This is a genomic window from Clostridium akagii DSM 12554, assembly GCF_000686725.1.
Classification (GTDB): Bacteria; Bacillota; Clostridia; order Clostridiales; family Clostridiaceae; genus Clostridium_I; species Clostridium_I akagii.
This window is the reverse complement of record NZ_KK366009.1, coordinates 188,867-208,313: the sequence shown is the minus strand read 5'-3', so window position 1 is coordinate 208,313 and position 19,447 is coordinate 188,867. Positions and strand designations below refer to the sequence as shown.

The window sequence follows — 19,447 nt, the reverse complement described above, 5'->3', positions numbered from 1 at the left end:
TTAAGCTGTAAAATGAAATTGTTTTAGAAGCATACAAAAAATGCCTTAGAATAAAAACTTATTTTTACACTAAGACATTTTATAGTTTTTCATAAATTAATGGAACATATTTCTCCATTGATCTTTACATTTTCAAATTTAATATTCTCTATATTTTTAACATGAATTGTGTTTTTCACTCCATTTAATTCTGAATCTTTTATATACACATTTTTTATGGGGCTTCGGTTATAAGCTTCTAAGAAAATACCATTTTCAGCATTTATATTATTTTCAATTGAAGTTTTTATATTTGAAAGAAATATATTTTTTATAATTGGAGTAAATTCTCCAATATCATTTTCCTCATAATTCATGGTAGCATGAATTACAGCAATCTTTGCTTTGCTAATAATACTATCCCTAACATATATATTTTCAATGGTGCCCCCACGAACAGAATTTGTTTTAATTCTAAGCGGATAATCTAAATCTTTACTATGAAAAATATTTTTCTCTGCAAATATATTTTTAACTCCGCCAGCCACCTCACTTCCGATGGTTATTCCTCCGTGCCCTGCTTTAAACATATTATTTCTTATTATTATATTTTCTGATGGTACATTTATTCTCCTTCCATCGTTGTTTCTTCCAGACTTAATTGCAATACAATCATCACCTGTGTCAATTTCACAGTCTTCTATAATAACATTTTTGCAAAACTCCGGGTCAATACCATCATTGTTATAATAAAGAGTTTTGATTTTTACTCCTTTTATCAATATATTTTCACTAAGACATGGATGTATCTCCCACATTGGTGAATTAATTATACTTATACCTTCAATTAATATATTTTTACAATTAACAGTCTCTAAAAAACTAGGTCTAAGAGTGGACACCTCATCACTTAATATTCTTTTTTTCACCGAAAAACCGTTTTCTGCCCACTTAAACAACTTTTCTCTAATAATTTGTTGGTTTTCCTGTCCAAAATGCCCATACTTCCATGGCATCCAATTATAGTAATCAGCTTGACCATCTATAATTCCGCTACCAGTTATAGCTATATTTTGCTCATTAATAGCATATATAAATGGTGAAAAATTATAGCACTCTATTCCTTCCCAAAATGTGTTTACAATTGGATAAAATGCATTAGTTTTATTTCTAATAAACTTTATTACAGAATTATCTCCAAGTTCTAGATTAACCCCACTTTTAAGTGTTATAGCGCCTGTATAATAAATCCCTGAGGATACCTTTACCGTTCCTCCCCCTTTCTCATAACACTCTTCAATAGCAGCTTTAAAAACATGGGTATAATCTTTTACTAACTGCTCTTTGCAAGTAGGTTCTATGTCTCCTCTTTCAGATGTTACAAAATATTGTTCTTTTGTATCTAAAATATATTTACTATACTTATCATCATTAATGAAATATATTTTATTATCAAAATTTGGACGATTTAACATTACTGATTTTTCTATAGATTTATATAAATCTTCATTCCAATATATTCCATTTTTCACAATAGTTCCCCCCAATCAATATCCTAATTTATCTGCTACAATTATTATTTTAATTCTACCTTCAAATTTAATTCCGTTATGAATAATGGTAGTAAAATTACAAATTCTTTTTTTACAATCACAATCCATACAATATCCAGTTTCTGTGCAAGGCGTCTCATGTTTTATTCTTTTTGAATTCATTGGAGCTATATCCTTTATCCTTTTAAATGCATCATCAATGCTATCCACAATTTTATTAATGCCAGCTACAATTATTACATTTTTAGGTCCAAAAATCATTGCAGCAACCCTATTTCCAGTACAATCCGTATTGACTAATTCACCATTCTTAGTAATAGCATTTGTGCCTGTTATCAAATAATCTGCTGTGAGTGATTTTCTGTGTATCTCCACTATGTCTGGATAAAAAGGAAGTTTTTGATATCTATCAAAAAATTTATAGTTTCCATTCCTAAGTATATCTACTATTCCCATTTCATTGAGTGTGGTAGATCCACCCATTGCAACGCTTGCACCTTCTTCAATCATGTCTAATAATTTTATTTTTGCCTCTTCAGGTGTCTCCACATATAATGCTTTAAAATGTTTTTGGTTTAAAACTTTTACTATTTTTTCTGCCTTACAAATATACTGCCACTTCTTTATTTCATCCATCTATCTAGACTCCTCTTGTTTCACCTGGTACAAATTTTTGTTTTTTATATCCTACATTATTATTTCCAAAACACTGTTCATATCTCCACCCTGTTAATTCTTCAATTGCTCCCTTTGCTTCTGGAGTTACGTCATCTTTAGAACCTCCAGCCTGAACCCTATTTACTTCATCTACCAATAATTTGTGGCTTTCTTTTGTAAGTTTGAATCTTGCTGCCGCAACCCAAGTTATAAGAAGTAATACAAATGGAACTGCGATGGCAATTATGCAGATTCCCACTATAGCACTATGTGGTTGCATACTAACCTTTATATTTTTTCCACTTTTAAAACCACAGGCTGCCAATGCGAATCCAAGCACTGCTGATTCTACTGCTTGTGCTATCTTTCCAAAAAAACTGTTTACACCGTTATATACTCCTTCTCTTCTCTTACCTGTTATTGCTTCATCTATATCTGCAATAAATCCCATCTGATAAGTTGGCACAAAATCTATAGAAGTTTTGCCTGCAATATTAACTATTGCAAATACTACTAATAAAGTTACTATTAATGATGATCTTCCCATAATAACCATACCTAGGTAACCTGCAAGAGATACAAAAACTATTGCTGATCCCACCATGAATGCCTTTGGACCTCCGAACCTATATGCTAGAATAATATATCCAAATAAAGCGATACATGAAACTATTGCTGAAACACCATTTATATTTGCTACTGTAACAGATGATACCAATAAAACATCTATTGCAAAGAAGGTAAATACTCCCCCAGTTATTTGTTTAAAAATACTTCCCAAAAACCACATAACACTGTGAAGTCTAAATGATCTATTCCTCATACTTGAAGATATATCCAATCCAAGTTTTTTAAATATTTCTATTATTGAACCTGCCGAATCCTCATAAACGATTGTCTTTGGATCCCTCTCATAAACATTGCAATAAAAAAAGATTAGTGCTAAAGCCATTATTATTCCATAGGTGACTCCAGTATATAAAAATGCCTTTGGTGCGTTTTTACCAAACATTATGAAAAATTGTGCAGGGATAAATGCTGCTATAATGCTTGATATATTACCACAGTATGATTTACCTCCAATAAGTTTTGCTTTTTCAGCTGCATTTTGGGTCATCTCAGCTGGAAGTGTAGTTCCTGGTACAAATATTAATGTATAGCATGTTTCATAAAGGAAGTTAATAATAAAGTAGAAAACAAATGTGTGTCCATTTGTCCATAATAATGGAAATAAAATAACTATTCCAATTATACCTATAAGCATAAAAAATTTTCTTCTTCCAAATTTTATACCCAGTTTTGTTTTACCAAAATTATCACTTATAAATCCTAGAATAGGATTACCAACAGCATCAATAAGCCTTGCAACTGTAAATATAAGCCCTGCTTGTATTGCACCAATTCCACATACAGTTACATAAAAATACATAAGCCAAGCAGATATCATTCCAGCTGCTCCACTTCCAAGGAAATTAATGCTTGAGTATCCAAGAATATTTCTTATTTTTAATTTTTCATTCATGATTTTCCCCCTAACGATATCGTTTACATGGTGCAAATTTTAAATAACTTGACTATTCAATAAGTTCATATTCCGCTGCTGCCAAAACAAATGGTCCTAGTCCCTTAGGTTCATTACTAACTATTGGTTCACTTATATAGTAACTAAATGTTCCATCCCTATTGTCATTACCACCTAGTCCTGCCACATAACATATCTTGTTTAAATTTAAGTATCCATCTCTGGTTTCTAATGTAAATTCACTAATCAGCCCTTTATATGCTTCTTTAGCTATACTTTTTAATTCTTTAGGTAATAGCCCTTTCCTCACGCCTTTTAGTAATGCATATACAATCATGGACGATCCTGACGCTTCTAGATAATTTCCCTTTCTACCTCCTTCATCTAATACTTGATACCAAACATGACTTTCCACATCCTGAATTTTCAGCAAAGAAGAAATGCAATTATTTAAAATTTCAATTAGCCTGCTTCTATCTTTATTATCTTCACTAATAACTTCTAAAGTATCTACCAGGGCCATCACGTACCATCCCATTGACCTACTCCAAAAGTGTTTAGATAAACCAGTTTCCTTATTAGCCCATAGTTGCTGTCTAGCTTCATCATATGCATGATACAAAAGTCCTGTTTTTTCATCTTTTAGGTTTTTTTCACTTATTATAAACTGCTTTGTTACATCATAAAATTCTGATGATTCCCCAAATTGTTTTATATATTTAGCATAAAAAGTGGCTCCCATATACAAGCCATCAAGCCATATCTGATTAGGATATATATTTTTATGCCAAAATACTCCTTCCTTTGTTCGTGGGTGATCATCTAGCTGCGTTCTTAAAGAATCTACTGCTTTTTTATATTTTAAATTTTTAGTTTCCGAGTACAGACTCAACAATATTTTTCCATTATTTAAATGATCTATATTGTATTCATCTTTTCTGTAACCGTTTATACTTCCATCCTCATTAATAAAATGATCCATAGTTTTCATTATAAATTCCAAATACTTTTTGTCCTTTGTTTGTTTATATATCTGGTATATTCCATCTAAAGTTAATCCATATTCGTAGCCCCAGTGATCTGTTAATTCAATGTTTTTTTCAATTATTGAATCTGACATCCATTTTCCATAATTATTCACATCTTTAACCTCCAATAAAATAAGTTTATCCTATTCATTTGTTAACGTTAACATTGTTATGTAAAAATGAAATCTAACTAACAATAGCTTTACATAAATATTCCCCCTTATATGTTATTTTGTGTATATGTTAACGTTAACGTGTATGATATAATCAAATAATATCACCATTATTTGCCACTGTCAATAATTATTTTTTTTACATATATATGTTTGCTAATGCATAATATATTTTACCTTTTATTAATCTGAAAGAAAATAAAATATAAATTGTGTGTTTTATTTTCTTTCAGATGCCTTAACATAATCATTTAATGATATATTCCCATAATTCTTAATTCCTTCTATAATTTCACTTTCATAAATTATTTTTAACATCTGCATATCCTCATCAAGAACAATTAGTATAATATATCTATTTTTTTCAACAAGACTAAGAGCTTTTAATAAACTTTCTTTACAATATATTGATAATATTTTATTATTCATATATCCTTTTTTCATAAATCTAAATTTCTTTTTTATAATATCGCTCATAATTATATATGCAATCCTTTCTTTCTCTTTTATTGAATAATAAATTATATAAATAGCAATAATACCAAAGGTAAAATTTATCTGTCCCCTAAAAAAACAAAATATATAATACAGCATAAATATGCAACCAATTGTTATGCTTGTAATTATAGTAATTATATTAGCTACCCGATAAGTCTTAAATGCTGACAATAATGCTCTTAATATTCTACCTCCATCTAATGGCAATGTAGGTACTAAATTAAATATTCCTAAACAGACATTTGTAAAAACTAAAGATTTTAAAATTCCATAATTTAGGTATAAACTTAATATATAAAAAATAACCGCCAGTACTAAATTAAAAATTGGTCCTGACAGTAATATTGTTACTTCTTCTATTACCGACGCCTGGTCAATATTATTAAGCCTTAGCACAGCGCCAAAAGGAAGTATTTTTACACTTCCATCCTTATAGCCGAAATGTCTTGCAGTGAAATAGTGAATATATTCATGTAAAATTACCATAATAAATGCCATAAGATAATTTCCATTAAAACTATAAGCTAAAATCAAAAGAACATATGGTATTACTTGCTTACAAAGGTTTATCAAAACATCACTCCATGCCTATTTCTTTGGAAATCATTAAAACTATATCTTTATATAGTCCAAAGGATTTAGTTTTTCTCCCATATATGTTAATTCGAAATATAAATTATAGGATTTATCTTCACCAGTATTCCCGGATTTAGCAATTGTTTGATTTTTATTAACTTTGATTCCTTTTTTAACCTCTATTATATTTAAATGAGCATATTTTGTTTCAATGCCACTTCCATGGTCAATAATTATATATTTGCCATCCTCTTTATTCTCCCCCGCTTCCTCAACAACCCCATTATAGACTGTATTAATATTTGTATTCAGTGGTATATAAAATTCAATGCCATTGTGTAGTATTTTTTTACCACTACCTTTGCTGTCATTAAATATGGCTACTTTGTTAGATACAGGTGCTGCGAATTCTTGATTTATCTGCTGTTGTATGGTTTTTCCACCCGTGAATTTTGCCCTTTCACTATCAATAAAATTTTCAACCTTATTCTCTATATCATTAAAATTTTCAGCTTTAATATACTTTTCAATATTACTAACATTAATACTATTAGAATAATTCACAATTGAATTTACATTATAATTTTTATCAATGCTGTTTTTACAAAAGGCGTATATAATCTTAGTTTGTGGATTAACAAATGTTTTACACGTGAATACTACTATAAAAAGCACCAAAGTTCCTAAAAGTTGAACTTTTATTGTTTGAATTATTTTTGCTCTATTAAAATATTTTTTTTGACGTTGACCTAACTTTAAACCTCTAGAAACATTTGTTCTATTTGATATAGAATTGTAATAATTCTCATATTGACTATTATAACTACCCATTTATTCCTCCCACTATAATTCATACAATATCATGTATATTAAAATCAAATGATTTTATTACAAAATTGTATGATAAAAGGGTTTGAATATTATTTATAAATTTTCTAAATAATAAAAAAAAGTTTTCTCAAAATAGAAATTAATTTCCATTTTGAGAAAACTCTTATTGAGTTCTACTTTTCATTCTTTTAATAGGAATATTAGCTACCAAAGCCGGTGATGAACCTTCCCCATCCTGTACTTTAGTCAACTTAACCTCAACATCAGAATTGTCTATTTCCACATATTTCGCTATTACATTCATTATTTCTTCTTTTATGAGGTCTAAAAGCTCTGGGGATAGGTCTGCCCTATCGTGAATCAAAATTAATTTTAATCTTTCATTCGCCACATCCTTGGATGCAGGCTTCCTTGAAAAAAGACTAAATAAATCCATCATACTCCCCCCTATCTCTTTCTAAATAAATTTTTAATTGCAGTAACAATGCTTGTAGATTCTTTATCATCTAGTGATACAAAGGGAACCTCTTCGCCAGTTATTCGCTTTGCAATATCCCTAAAGGCACTGCCTGCTTTTGAATTTTGATTTAATACTATTGGCTCGCCTCTATTAGTTGATATTGTAACGTCTTTATCATTTGGTACAACACCAATTAATTTGATTGCAAGATTATCAATTATATCATCTATTCCTAGCATATCACCTTTTTTTATCATTTCAATATCAATTCTGTTTACTACAAGTTTATGATCATCTAAGCCTTTTGCATCAAGTTTCCCAATTACTCTATCTGCATCTCTTATTGATGTTACTTCAGGATTTACAACAACGATAGCTCTATCTGCACCTATTACAGCATTTTCAAAACCTTGCTCAATTCCTGCTGGACAATCTATAAGTACATAATCATAAACACTTTTTAATTCATTTACAACCTTCAGCATTTGTTCAGCGCTTATATCATTTTTATCCCTTGTCTGTGCTGTTGGAAGTAAAAATAAAGTTTCATACCTCTTATCCTTTATAAGAGCTTGCTTAAGTCTACAATTCTCTTCAATCACATCCAAAAGTGTAAAAACTATTCTGTTTTCAAGACCCATAAGTACATCTAAATTTCTAAGCCCTGTATCTCCGTCAACCACAACAACCTTTTTTCCCATAGCTGCAAGTGCAGTACCAATGTTTGCCGTAGTTGTAGTCTTTCCAACTCCACCTTTTCCAGATGTTATTACAATAGCTTCTCCCATGAAATATACCTCCATTAATAAAATTTGTCCGAATCAGTACTATATACGAAGATATATAAAATATCTTTAACAATCAAGTAAAATCAACGTCTACCTACCATTATACTAAATATACCACTAAGAAGCTAGTACAAAAATCAATAAAACTTATTAGGTGAATATGGTTCTACAATTATAGTATTATCTTTTATCTTAGCTACCTCTGGATAATTAGGTTTTTCATCGGTTTCTGGTGCTTTTGTAATTGTACTCGCTATTTGCAAAACATTAGGTTCGAGTCTAAATGCGGCAATTATAGCCCTATCATTACCATTGGTTCCTGCATGGGCATCACCTTTAAGAATACCAAGAACAATTATATTTCCCGTTGCAAAAACTTCAGATCCAGGATTAACATCACCAATTATAACTACATTTCCCGGGTAATTAACAATCTGTCCACTTCTTACAGTTTTTTTTATAAATTTGGTTTTCCCCTCATATATTCCTGAAAATACTTTGCTTGGTTTCTCCTCAGTATCTTCAAATATACAATCTTTTACAAGAAAATCTTCAAATAAAACATCACTTAAACTTTTAAGCTCTCTATCTCTTACAAGTTTAAGTTGTGTGCTAATCTTCAATGTACAGCCTTTGTAGAACCTTTTACCTCTAGAAAGTTTTTCTCTCAATATCTCTAGCATTTCATTGAAATCTTTGAACCTATTCATATCAATTACTACATTTAATCCATCTTTATTACCTTTTAATAGAATCTTGTCCTCACTCATATTAACCTCCAAAGGCTCTAACGTTCATTATGTATAATTCAACATATATAATAAAAGTCCTTCTTTTTCATATGTATTTTATATTGTATAATAGTTCCACTACTTTATATATCGTGGTATTATTCTACTTCTAAACTCTTCTGCTAAAATATCCATTACAATTGAGTCATATTTTATTTGTCCTATGATTTTAGCTTGCCTTAATCGTCCAACTTCTTTAAAACCAACACTTTTATAACACTTTACTGCATTCTCATTAAAAGAAAATACACTAAGCCTTACGCTGTTTAAATTAATCAGATTAAAAGCATAATCAATAAGTAGTGTAATTGCCTCTTTTCCAAATCCTTTATTCCAAAGATTTTTATCTCCAATGAGAATGCTAAGCATTGAAGTTCTATTTATAAAATCAATATTAAACAATGCGCATCTGCCAATGCATTTATTACTTTCATTATGGAAAATAGAAAATACATGTTGATTGCTATTAATAATTCCGCTGACTTCATTTCTAATCCTTTCAGCTGAAGTAGGTGTATACGCCTCATAGCCTAAAGGCAAAGACACATTAAAATCATTTAACCAGTTAGCTAAATTATCTGCATCCCCCATGCTTATATACGCAAGGGAAACTTTTTCTCCTATTATTTTTTTATTTACTAGCATATTCTGCTTCCTTTCAAATCAGATATCTAATTTAATTTTATCAATTTACGTTAAAGTTTCGCTTTGTTTTTTTTATATATCTTCATTATACACTATAAAAGTTCATCTTATAAAATTCTCACTACTTGATGCATCGTGATTTAATTTATTGGCTTAAGGCTCATGTCAAAGTCGTCTGCATAATTTGCCATTCGTGGATCGTTTTTAAAATAGCTCTCATACATACCCTTAGCAACGTAGGCAGCATCCTTACCATAACCTCCATCAAATATAACTACAGCTATTGCAATTTTAGGATCGTCAGCTGGTGCATAACCAACAAACCAGGCATAATCTGATCTACCCTGCTTAGCCTGTATAGATGGATCGGCTTTCTCTGAAGTACCAGTCTTACCTCCTGTTTTTATAGGAAAATCCCCAAGAGCTGCCTGTGCAGTACCATCCATCTTACCCCCTATGCCCGAAGTAACTGCATTCATTCCATTCATGACTGCACTCCTAGTTGCCGAACTCATATCTGCTTTATCTAATACCTCAGTTTTAGTAGCAGACACGACTTTACCATCAGCATCTTTTATATTGTCAATTAAATGAAGTTTATTTCTTGTGCCACCATTGGCAATAGTTGCAATATAATCTGCCATCTGTAGAGGTGTGAAGTTATCCATACCCTGACCAATAGACGCTTCATATATATTGTATGGAAGACTTATAGAATCATATCCTGACTGTATTGCCTGATAGTTTATGTCATTAACAATTGATTGCAAATCTCCATCAGTGAAATTTTTTTCTTTATACTTAGGATCTGTTGCTATAAGCTGTTTAAATAAATCTTCATAATTGCTCTTAGAAAAAGTTCCATTTCTCACAGAGTTTTGTACATCATTTTTAATTTCCGTTTTTACTTCCAAAAGACTTTTTCCATTGTGCTTAATATTAGCATCGCCATCTCTATTTTCCAAATCTATGCTTGGAAACCTTCCTCCAGTTGCACCAACCCCGCTAGTTAAATCTTGCTCAATATTTATAATATCTTCCTTTGCTAATATATTTTTCTGAGATTTAATATTATAAACCTGACCAAAATTTTCACTTATTTCAATTCCTGTCCCAGGGCTAGCTGAATTTGGATCAGCTCCTAATCCAAAACCCCATGCATATTTTGCTAAAATATCATCTCCAGCTTTGGCCTTTAATTGTTTGCCCACATTCATAAAATATGGATTACTGGATAATTCTAATGCACTTAACAGATTTACGTTACCAAGTGGCCCATCTGAGTAAAAATGGTTAATGTTTCCTCCTCCCATATCAAAAAAACCCTGATCTGGGTAAATTGTGTTAACGTTTATTGCTCCCGTTTCAAGTCCTGCTATTGCTGTCATTGGTTTAAAAGTAGAACCCGGAGGTACAAGTGACATAGTTGCATAATTATACAATGGTTTAGGAAAATAATCAAAACTATCTTTTCTAATTGTAGTATTTCCACTTATACTTGTGTCTATTGGGAATCTATAGTCAATATCACTTTGTGACATCCCCTTAGCTTTTGCCATTTTTTCATAATCCGGAGTAAAATATTTTTCAATTTGAGATTCCGTTAATCCTTGGGAGGTTGAAAAATCATTGGGATTAAACCCTGGATCACTTGCAAGTGCTAGTATTCCACCAGTATTAATATCAATGGCCACAGCGGCTCCCCTTGTGGCATTTGATACATCTACATCACCACCTGATAGCTTTGTTTGTGCTTGTAATTGCTTCATTTTATTGTTAAGCGCTTCTTCTGTTGCATACTGAAGATTTGCATCAAGTGTAAGCTGAACATTATTTCCAGGAGAAGCCTCTCGACTTGCAAGTTCATTTTTCACTCTGCCTTGCTTATCAACCTGCACCACATCTGTACCGTTCTCTCCCCTAAGCTCACTTTCCATTACAGATTCAATTCCTGAAGATCCAACATAATCAGAACTTGTATCATAACCCTTTTCAGAATACTTTTCTTCATCATCGGGGTTAATTTTGTTTATATATCCTAAAACCGATGAAGCAAGTTCATCATATGGATATTTTCTCATGGTCTGATTTTCTACATTTATTCCCGGTAGTTCCGAAAGGCTTTGGTCGAATATAAGTGATGTATTTTTCTTTATGTTACTTGCTATATTAACGGATTTATATCCAGAAAAGCTATTCATTTTTATAGCATCATTTACAATCAAATAACGTCTTATTTCTTCTGGCGTTGCCTTTATATTGGAATTTATAGCTCCCATTTTAGTAAGATATTCATCAAGGTATTCATTATAAACATCTTCTGGCGTTATTTTTAATAGTTCATCATTCAACTCTGTAGTTTCTTCTGAAGTTAATTCTTTTTCCCTCTTATTGCCAAATTTATTCCTCAATATCTTATTTTGAAAACCGGCTTTTTTTAAAAATTTCAGCTTACCAGTTTTTATCTCATTATTGTCAATTGAACTAAGTTGAAAAATATACTGCTGAAGAAGTTCTTTATAAACCTCTTCAGGTTTTAGCTTTAACAGTTGATTATTTAGCTTATTTTTTTGATCAGGCGTTAATTCTGCTTCCTTTTTATTATCAAATTGTTTTATTAATATGTCATCTTGAAAGCCTCTATCTTTTAAAAATCGTAACTGCATAGTATGTACTTCATTAGGATTACTTGTATTAAATTCAAATCTATATGGTTCTATCTTTAAAGGGAAACTATCGGTTTGCACCTCTTTATTATCATCTAAAATTTTGAATACCTTTTGTAGTGTTGTAAATAAATTTTTACTAGCATCAACAGTATCAGTATATGTAAGATTATAACTTTGCACGTCAGTAGCAAGATTAATTCCATTTTTGTCTGTTATTAAACCTCTTGGTGCCGTTATTGTTATAAACTTATGCGATTTTGTATTTGACTGATCACTATAATACTGTCCATTTGTTACTTGTAAATTATACAGTCTTACCACTAGCACTAAAAATAAAACTAACATTATTATAGCTAAGGCAGTATACCTATTGAGTATTTTTTTTAACATCTTCTTTCTTTCCATTTTATCACCACTTTCAACTTTCCATTAGAATGCAATACAGGATTTTTAGTGTTACATATACATAATTCAACATATATTCTAAAAATCCTTTTTTTTGCATATATTTCATGAATTTGGCGGTAATAAAAAAGAAGCTGCGTTAAAATAAAATCTAAATTCTATTTTAGCGCAACTTCTTGATGGAATTCTTTAATTTACAGGTTTCAATTGTGTATCAATATCATAGCTGTAATTTGCCATTCGAGGGTCATTTTTAAAATAGCCCTCGTACATACCTCTAGCAACATTGGCAACATCACTACCATAACCACCATCAAATATTACTACAGCTATGGCAATTTGAGGATTATCAGCCGGTGCATATCCTACATAATACCCATAATCTCCTCTACCAACTTTGCCTTGGATTTCAGGTGTACTAAACTCCGCCGTACCTGTTTTACCGCCTGAAGGAATGGGGAATTTCCCAAGTGCTGGATAAGCTGTACCCGCTTGACCGCCTGCACCTTGAGCCGTAACACCATTCATGCCTTGCATAACTAATGCCCTAGTGGTAGCACTCATATCTGCTTTGTCTATAACCTCTGGTTTTGTAGTAGAAACTATCTTTCCGCTAGAATCTTTTACATTATCAACCAAATGAAGTTTATATCTTGTGCCACCATTTGCAATAGTTGCTACATAATTTGCAAGTTGAAGCGGTGTGAAATTGTTCATTCCTTGCCCAATAGAAGCCTCATAAATATTATATGGAAGACTTAAAGAACCGTGGCCTGTTTGTACTGCCTCGTAGTATACATCATTCACCACTGCTTGCACGTCACTATCAGTGATATTTTTACCTTTATACTTAGGATCCGTATCAACTAATTGCTTAAACAAATCCGTGTAGTTGGTCTTTGAAAAAGTTCCATTTTTTACAGAGTCCGTTATATCCTTTTTAATTTCAGTTTTTATTTCTGAAAGTTTTTTACCATTAGCACTAATATTAATATCATTATCTCTGTCATATAAATCTAGTTGGGGAAGTTTTCCTCCCGTTCCTGCAACAACTCCATTAGTTAAATCCTCTTCAATATTTAAAAGAAATTGGATTGCTGAGTTGTTTTTCTGAGAAACAGTATTATATACCTGCCCAAAATTTTCATTTATCTCTATTCCTGTGCCCGGATTTTTAAAACTCGGATCAGCTCCTAGTCCAAACTGCCATGCATACTTAGCTAAAGTATCATCTCCAGATTTTGTTGCTCTTAATAATCCTCCCACACTCATAAAAAATGGGTTACTTGATAACTGTATTGCGCTTACTACATTTACCCGCCCATGTGGCCCATCTGATTTAAATGGAAGCAAATGCCCTCCACCTATATCAAACACAGCTTCATCATCATAAGTGTACCCGGCATTTATAGCACCTGTTTCAAGTCCTGCTATAGCCGTCATTGGCTTGAAAGTAGACCCTGAAGGTATCAAAGACATAGTTGCATAATTATACAAGTATTTTGGGTAATAATCAAATTTATCTTTTCTAATTGTGGTATTTCCCTTTATACTAGTGTCTATTGGAAACATATAATCAATTAAACTTTGTGGTTTATTTTGAGCCTTTGCCATTTTTTCATAGTCTGGTGTAAAGTATTTTTCTATTTGAGCTTCTGTCAATCCTTGGGAAGTAGCAAAATCGTTTGGATTAAATCCTGGTAGACTTGCAAGTGCCAATATTCCCCCGGTATGAATGTCTATTGCTACAGCTGCTCCTCTTGTAGCATTTGATACATCTAGATCGCCGCCTGATGTTTTTGCAGCTTGTAATGTTTTCATTTCAGTGCTCAAAGCATTTTCTGTGGCATATTGCACATTTGCATCTATTGTAAGCTGAACATTATTTCCTGGAGATGCCTGACGACTTGCAAGTTCATTCTTAACTCTTCCTTGCTTATCAACCTGAACTACATCCCCTCCATTATCGCCTTTAAGCTGACTTTCCATTGCTGATTCAATTCCCGCTGCCCCAACATAATCAGAACTTGTATCATACCCTTTTTCCGAATACTTTTCCTGTTCATCTGGGTTTATTTTGCTTATATATCCTAGAACTGATGAACCCAACTGATCATAAGGATATTGCCTCATAGGTTGATTTTCTACATTAATTCCAGGTAGTTCTGAAAGGCTTTGCTTAAATATAAGTGAAGTATCTTTCTTTATATTACTTGCTATATTAACTGATTTGTATCCGGAAAAGCTATTCATTTTTATACTATCTTTTACAATTAGGTACTTTCTTATTACATCTGGAGTTGCTTGAATTTTTAAACTTGAAATTCCTTTTATCACACCATATTGCTTAAGAAGACTATTGTAAATTGTCTCAGGTGTTAATTTTAAAAGTTCATCATTAAGTTCAGTAGTTTCAGAAGATGTTAAATCAGCTTCTTTTTTATTGCTGAATTTGTGTTTTAATATACTATCTTGAAAACCTCGATCTTTTAAAAATCTTAACTGCATAGTTTCTATTTCTGCAGATGTGGTTGCCGTAAATTCAAATCTGTAAGGTCCGACCTTTAACGGAAAACTATCAGTCTGTGATTCCCCATTATCATCTAAGATTTTAAATGCTTTTTGTAGTGTTGCAAATAGCTTTGTTCCAGCTTCATCTGTATCTGTATATGTAAGGTTGTAACTTTGTACTTCAGTTGCAAGTGCTATTCCATTTTTATCTGTTATTAACCCTCTTGGAGCTGCTATTGTTATAAGCTTATGAGCTTTAGTATTTGCTGTATCACTATAATATTGTCCATTTGCAACTTGCAAATTATATAACTGTGCACCTATTATTGCAAATAAAACAACCATTATTACGATTAGAGCAGTATACCTGTTAAATATTTTTTTGAATTTCTTTTTTCTTTCCATTTTATCACCACTTTAAAATTTCCATTTTTTTATCATGTAAGGTTTCTGACATAATCTATAAATAGGCTTATACACAAATATAGCTAATACAAAACTATATATGGCAACAAAAACACTTGAATATAGCATTACCTTTATACCAATAAAATATAAAATTATATAAACAAGAATGCCCTTAAAAAAAGTCAGTCCTAAAATTGTCAAAATTGGTATTAACCTTTTTTCCTTAAATAAATTTCGTCCAATTTCACCTGCCAAAACACAAAGTAACATATTTACAAGCATATTTACGCCAAACCCATTTATAAAAAATAAGTCTTGCAATGCACCTGAAATTAAACCAACTTTAAGTGCTGACCACCTATCATTAATTATTGAATAAGAAATCACAAATAAGAATAACAAGCTAGGGTAGTATCCATACACTGAAAAGAATGGAACCATGGAATTATCCAACACTTCCAAAGCAAAAATTAAAATCGTTAAAATTACAACTTTTTTCATATAAATCACCCTAGTACTTTATTTCGTTTAAATCAATGTTTTTAGGTATAACAACAGAAACCTCTTCTAATTTTGTAAAGTCAACATATGGCTTTATTATGGCAGTTGTACTAACTGTAGTTGGATCCTTTCCCACGCTAATAACTTCACCTATTGGAATACCCTTTGGATACAGAGAACCAAACGTTATTATCCGATCACCTTTTTTTATATCAGCATTTTGTGGTAGATTACTCAGTATTCCTAGCTTATTATTATTATCATCCTCATAACCAGCTACTATACCACTATTGTCTCTAGATTTTTCATCCATTGCGCCAACTCCAATATTTGCATTGTTTAGTGTACCAACAACACTTGAAGTCTTACCAACAGAGATTACTTTTCCAACAAGTCCCTGTTCTGTTATTACTGCAAAATCAATCTTTATACCGTCATTTGAACCTTTATCAATCAGGAAACTGTCCTCTGCATCGCTGCTTCCTTTACCAGTTACATTACAATTTTCATAATCATATGCAGCTCCCGGAGCTAATAATTTTGCCATTGCCGAAACTCTTGTTAATTTATTATTTAAAGCATCATATTCTGCTACCTTATTCTTCATACTTATATTCTCTGCTTTTAAACTTTCGTTTTCCTGTTTTATCTGTGAAAAATGAGTTACAAAACTGAACCAATCTGCTAACCCATTTGTACTTTTATAAACTACTCCTTGAACTGAAGTAAAAACACCACCAACACCACTTTCTAAAAATGTCGCATTTTGTCTCTTAACGCTGAACCCAATTAGAAACAAAAAGCTAACTGACAGAACAATTATTGTTACCGCCAGCTTATTCTTTATGAATTTCATTTTTATCCTCTATTACTCTTACTTATTTTATCAAAATGTTCAAGAGCTTTTCCTGCTCCAAGGGCTACGCAGTCAAGTGGTGCTTCTGCAATATGTACTGGCATATGAGTTTCACTATTAATCAAACTATCAAGTCCTCTTAAAAGTGCTCCTCCTCCTGTAAGCATAATTCCCTTATCCATAATATCTGAAGCAAGTTCTGGTGGTGTTTTTTCAAGCGTAAGTTTAATTGCATCAATTATTAAAGCAACTGGTTCTCTTAATGCTTCTCTAACTTCAGCTTCACTAATTTCAATATTTTTTGGTAATCCTGATATTAAATCTCTTCCTTTTATTTCCATAGTTTCTTCAACATCATTTGTCTTAAATGCTGAACCAAGTTGCAGTTTAACATTTTCTGCGGTTCTTTCACCAATCATCAAATTGTACTCTTTTTTTATGTATGTTATTATTGCTTGGTCTAGTTCATCTCCAGCAACTCTAAGTGACTTGCTAGTAACAATACCACCAAGTGAAATAACTGCAACTTCTGTAGTACCACCACCTATATCAACAACCAAACTTCCTGTTGGTTCCTCTACAGGTAAACCAGCTCCAATAGCTGCTGCCATTGGTTCTTCCATAAGTTGAACTTCTCTAGCTCCAGCCCTCTTTGTTGCCTCATCTATGGCTCTTCTTTCTACTTCTGTCACTCCTGAAGGAAAGCAAACTATTATTCTAGGACTTGCAAAAGAACTTTTTGAAGTTACTTTAGATATAAATCTTTTAAGCATACTTTCAGTAACGTCAAAATCTGCAATAACTCCATCTCTTAGTGGTCTTATTGCCACTATATTTCCTGGTGTCCTACCTATCATCTGTTTTGCTTCTTCTCCCACAGCAAGAACTGTCTTAGTATTTGTATTAATTGCTACCACCGACGGTTCCCTTAGAACAATACCTTTACCTTTTACATATACTAATGTATTTGCCGTGCCCAAATCTATACCCATATCTCTAGATATACCAAAAAACGCCATTAAAATTTCTCCTTTCAAAATCAACAAATTCCTTTTTCTTTTAAACTGACATAAACACCATTGCCAATGATAATATGGTCTAAAACATCTATACCAATTATCTTACCACATTCTTTAAGCCTATTAGTAACACTAATGTCTTCTGAACTCGGTGTTGGATCTCCTGATGGATGATTATGACATATAATAACTGAAGCACTATGACCTAAAATAGCTTCACTAAATACCTCTCTTGGATGAACAATGGAAGAATTCAAACTTCCCACAGAAATATCACATACACGAATGACTATATTCTTAGTATTAAGCAAAATAATTTTCAAAATTTCCTTATTGTAACTTTTCATTTCTTCCATTACTAAATTTGCCGCATCCCTAGAACTAGTGATTTTGTATGTATCACCTGAACCATATGTTTTTGATCTTTTGGTTATTTCACTCAAAGCAATTATTTGCATGGCTTTGGCAATTCCAATTCCATGGATTTCAACTAGTTCATTATAACTTAATTTTAATAAACCATTAAGTCCATTTCCATGTTTTAATAAATCATTACATAAATTCAAAACATTATTTTTTGACGTTCCTGTCCTCAAAATAACTGCCAAAAGCTCACAATTTGACAAAGCCTTAGCACCATACCTTTTTAGCCGCTCTCTTGGTCGTTCATTTTCCGGGAAATCAAAAAGTTTAAGCGAATTGTCCAACAATACACCTTCTCTATAGATTTATTCCCATCTCCCCAAACATTTTATTTAGCTTATTAAGTGGCAATCCTACAACATTATAAAAACACCCTTCTATAGCTTCAACAAATACCCCAGCATAACCTTGTATTCCATAGGCCCCCGCTTTATCTTCGTATTCTTCCAAACATAAGTATTTTTCTATGTCCTGATTTGATAAGTTTGAAAACTTAACTTTCGTGCAGGCATAGTCACATTTAATTATATCAAAATTTACATTAATAATCGTAATACCCGTATATACACTATGCACTTTTCCACTTAACATCTTGATCATCCTAAAAGCATCTTGTTTATCTTTTGGTTTTCCTAATATAAGGTTATCTATTGATACAATCGTATCGCAACCAATAACAGTAACATCAGATTCACTAAATGCGTAGGTGGCGCTTGAAACTGCCTCTGCTTTTGCCTTAGAAAGTTTCATAACATATTCTGGTACACTACCATTAAATTTAATTGTTTGTTCATCAAAATCGCTTGGAATCACCTTGAAATCTTTGATAACTCTACTAAGGAGCTCTATCCTTCTTTCAGAAGCTGATGCTAGAATAAATTTCATTCTTCCACTTCCTAATGTTTTCTATATAATAGTATTGCCAATACTATACCAATTATAGTCATTATATTGATATTAAAACTTACTCCAAGGGTTAAACTCATAATTTTTAAATCTAAAATAAGAGGTTTACTTGTACCTATGGTATATGCACTCTTTAAAAAAACAAAGTTTGAAAAACGTGTGCCAATTAAGTCACCTAAAATAGTTCCACATATTCCTCCTAATAAAATAACAAATATGAAATACTTTGAGTTTTTCGCTAACATATC

The 19,447-nt window shown here is 31.7% G+C and carries 18 protein-coding genes; all 18 read right to left on the bottom strand.

The annotated features are described in order from the left end of the window. Positions 1 to 89: 89 nt before the first annotated feature. On the bottom strand, positions 90 to 1,511 hold the full coding sequence (locus BR66_RS0122035) for a glycoside hydrolase family 28 protein (RefSeq protein ID WP_242841205.1): 1,422 nt from the start codon (positions 1,509 to 1,511) through the stop codon (positions 90 to 92). Between the two features lie 15 nt (positions 1,512 to 1,526). Next, positions 1,527 to 2,168: a lactate utilization protein gene (locus BR66_RS0122030; protein WP_026884851.1), complete on the bottom strand. Its 642-nt coding sequence runs from the start codon at positions 2,166 to 2,168 to the stop codon at positions 1,527 to 1,529. A 4-nt stretch (positions 2,169 to 2,172) separates the two neighbouring features. Beyond that, on the bottom strand, positions 2,173 to 3,711 hold the full coding sequence (locus tag BR66_RS0122025; protein ID WP_026884850.1) for an MFS transporter: 1,539 nt from the start codon (positions 3,709 to 3,711) through the stop codon (positions 2,173 to 2,175). A 52-nt stretch (positions 3,712 to 3,763) separates the two neighbouring features. Next, positions 3,764 to 4,852 carry a glycoside hydrolase family 88/105 protein gene (locus tag BR66_RS0122020; RefSeq protein ID WP_026884849.1) on the bottom strand — a complete coding sequence of 363 codons (1,089 nt, stop codon included), beginning with the start codon at positions 4,850 to 4,852 and terminating at the stop codon, positions 3,764 to 3,766. A 279-nt stretch (positions 4,853 to 5,131) separates the two neighbouring features. Next, positions 5,132 to 5,983: a site-2 protease family protein gene (locus BR66_RS0122015; protein WP_026884848.1), complete on the bottom strand. Its 852-nt coding sequence runs from the start codon at positions 5,981 to 5,983 to the stop codon at positions 5,132 to 5,134. A 39-nt stretch (positions 5,984 to 6,022) separates the two neighbouring features. Further along, positions 6,023 to 6,817, bottom strand: coding sequence for a M23 family metallopeptidase (locus BR66_RS0122010; RefSeq protein ID WP_026884847.1), 795 nt, complete (start codon positions 6,815 to 6,817; stop codon positions 6,023 to 6,025). A gap of 163 nt (positions 6,818 to 6,980) precedes the next feature. After that, on the bottom strand, positions 6,981 to 7,253 hold the full coding sequence (gene minE / locus BR66_RS0122005) for a cell division topological specificity factor MinE (RefSeq protein ID WP_026884846.1): 273 nt from the start codon (positions 7,251 to 7,253) through the stop codon (positions 6,981 to 6,983). Between the two features lie 11 nt (positions 7,254 to 7,264). After that, positions 7,265 to 8,065, bottom strand: a complete 801-nt coding sequence (gene minD, locus BR66_RS0122000; RefSeq protein WP_026884845.1) for a septum site-determining protein MinD — start codon at positions 8,063 to 8,065, stop codon at positions 7,265 to 7,267. Between the two features lie 137 nt (positions 8,066 to 8,202). Further along, positions 8,203 to 8,835: a septum site-determining protein MinC gene (minC, locus tag BR66_RS0121995; RefSeq protein WP_026884844.1), complete on the bottom strand. Its 633-nt coding sequence runs from the start codon at positions 8,833 to 8,835 to the stop codon at positions 8,203 to 8,205. Between the two features lie 99 nt (positions 8,836 to 8,934). Next, positions 8,935 to 9,501, bottom strand: coding sequence for a GNAT family N-acetyltransferase (locus BR66_RS0121990; RefSeq protein WP_026884843.1), 567 nt, complete (start codon positions 9,499 to 9,501; stop codon positions 8,935 to 8,937). 140 nt (positions 9,502 to 9,641) lie between these two features. Continuing rightward, positions 9,642 to 12,575 carry a penicillin-binding transpeptidase domain-containing protein gene (locus tag BR66_RS0121985; RefSeq protein ID WP_026884842.1) on the bottom strand — a complete coding sequence of 978 codons (2,934 nt, stop codon included), beginning with the start codon at positions 12,573 to 12,575 and terminating at the stop codon, positions 9,642 to 9,644. A gap of 189 nt (positions 12,576 to 12,764) precedes the next feature. After that, a complete protein-coding gene (locus tag BR66_RS24535; protein WP_035796862.1) occupies positions 12,765 to 15,491 on the bottom strand; it encodes a penicillin-binding transpeptidase domain-containing protein in 2,727 nt (908 codons plus the stop codon). 12 nt (positions 15,492 to 15,503) lie between these two features. After that, positions 15,504 to 15,995 carry a rod shape-determining protein MreD gene (mreD, locus tag BR66_RS0121975; protein WP_026884841.1) on the bottom strand — a complete coding sequence of 164 codons (492 nt, stop codon included), beginning with the start codon at positions 15,993 to 15,995 and terminating at the stop codon, positions 15,504 to 15,506. A 10-nt stretch (positions 15,996 to 16,005) separates the two neighbouring features. After that, positions 16,006 to 16,851: a rod shape-determining protein MreC gene (mreC, locus tag BR66_RS0121970; RefSeq protein ID WP_026884840.1), complete on the bottom strand. Its 846-nt coding sequence runs from the start codon at positions 16,849 to 16,851 to the stop codon at positions 16,006 to 16,008. Between the two features lie 2 nt (positions 16,852 to 16,853). After that, entirely contained in the window at positions 16,854 to 17,870 is a 1,017-nt protein-coding gene (locus tag BR66_RS0121965) for a rod shape-determining protein (RefSeq protein WP_026884839.1), read from the bottom strand. Positions 17,871 to 17,890: 20 nt separating this feature from the next. Further along, complete coding sequence (radC, locus tag BR66_RS0121960) at positions 17,891 to 18,580, bottom strand: RadC family protein (RefSeq protein WP_207641278.1); 690 nt, start codon at positions 18,578 to 18,580, stop codon at positions 17,891 to 17,893. Positions 18,581 to 18,590: 10 nt separating this feature from the next. Beyond that, complete coding sequence (locus BR66_RS0121955) at positions 18,591 to 19,178, bottom strand: Maf-like protein (RefSeq protein WP_026884837.1); 588 nt, start codon at positions 19,176 to 19,178, stop codon at positions 18,591 to 18,593. 11 nt (positions 19,179 to 19,189) lie between these two features. Further along, the gene (locus BR66_RS0121950; protein ID WP_026884836.1) at positions 19,190 to 19,444 is read right to left on the bottom strand and encodes a DUF4321 domain-containing protein; all 255 of its coding nucleotides are present in this window, start codon (positions 19,442 to 19,444) and stop codon (positions 19,190 to 19,192) included. Between the last annotated feature and the right edge of the window lie 3 nt (positions 19,445 to 19,447).

Bases quoted from the DNA above. Each gene is read 5' to 3' on its own strand.
- BR66_RS0121955 (WP_026884837.1), bottom strand. From the start codon at position 19,178: ATGAAATTTATTCTAGCATCAGCTTCTGAAAGAAGGATAGAGCTCCTT.
- BR66_RS0121950 (WP_026884836.1), bottom strand. From the start codon at position 19,444: ATGTTAGCGAAAAACTCAAAGTATTTCATATTTGTTATTTTATTAGGA.
- minE (WP_026884846.1), bottom strand. From the start codon at position 7,253: ATGGATTTATTTAGTCTTTTTTCAAGGAAGCCTGCATCCAAGGATGTG.
- BR66_RS0121965 (WP_026884839.1), bottom strand. From the start codon at position 17,870: ATGGCGTTTTTTGGTATATCTAGAGATATGGGTATAGATTTGGGCACG.
- mreC (WP_026884840.1), bottom strand. From the start codon at position 16,851: ATGAAATTCATAAAGAATAAGCTGGCGGTAACAATAATTGTTCTGTCA.
- BR66_RS0121985 (WP_026884842.1), bottom strand. From the start codon at position 12,575: ATGGAAAGAAAGAAGATGTTAAAAAAAATACTCAATAGGTATACTGCC.
- BR66_RS0122010 (WP_026884847.1), bottom strand. From the start codon at position 6,817: ATGGGTAGTTATAATAGTCAATATGAGAATTATTACAATTCTATATCA.
- minC (WP_026884844.1), bottom strand. From the start codon at position 8,835: ATGAGTGAGGACAAGATTCTATTAAAAGGTAATAAAGATGGATTAAAT.
- BR66_RS0122025 (WP_026884850.1), bottom strand. From the start codon at position 3,711: ATGAATGAAAAATTAAAAATAAGAAATATTCTTGGATACTCAAGCATT.
- BR66_RS0122030 (WP_026884851.1), bottom strand. From the start codon at position 2,168: ATGGATGAAATAAAGAAGTGGCAGTATATTTGTAAGGCAGAAAAAATA.
- mreD (WP_026884841.1), bottom strand. From the start codon at position 15,995: ATGAAAAAAGTTGTAATTTTAACGATTTTAATTTTTGCTTTGGAAGTG.
- BR66_RS0121990 (WP_026884843.1), bottom strand. From the start codon at position 9,501: ATGCTAGTAAATAAAAAAATAATAGGAGAAAAAGTTTCCCTTGCGTAT.
- BR66_RS24535 (WP_035796862.1), bottom strand. From the start codon at position 15,491: ATGGAAAGAAAAAAGAAATTCAAAAAAATATTTAACAGGTATACTGCT.
- minD (WP_026884845.1), bottom strand. From the start codon at position 8,065: ATGGGAGAAGCTATTGTAATAACATCTGGAAAAGGTGGAGTTGGAAAG.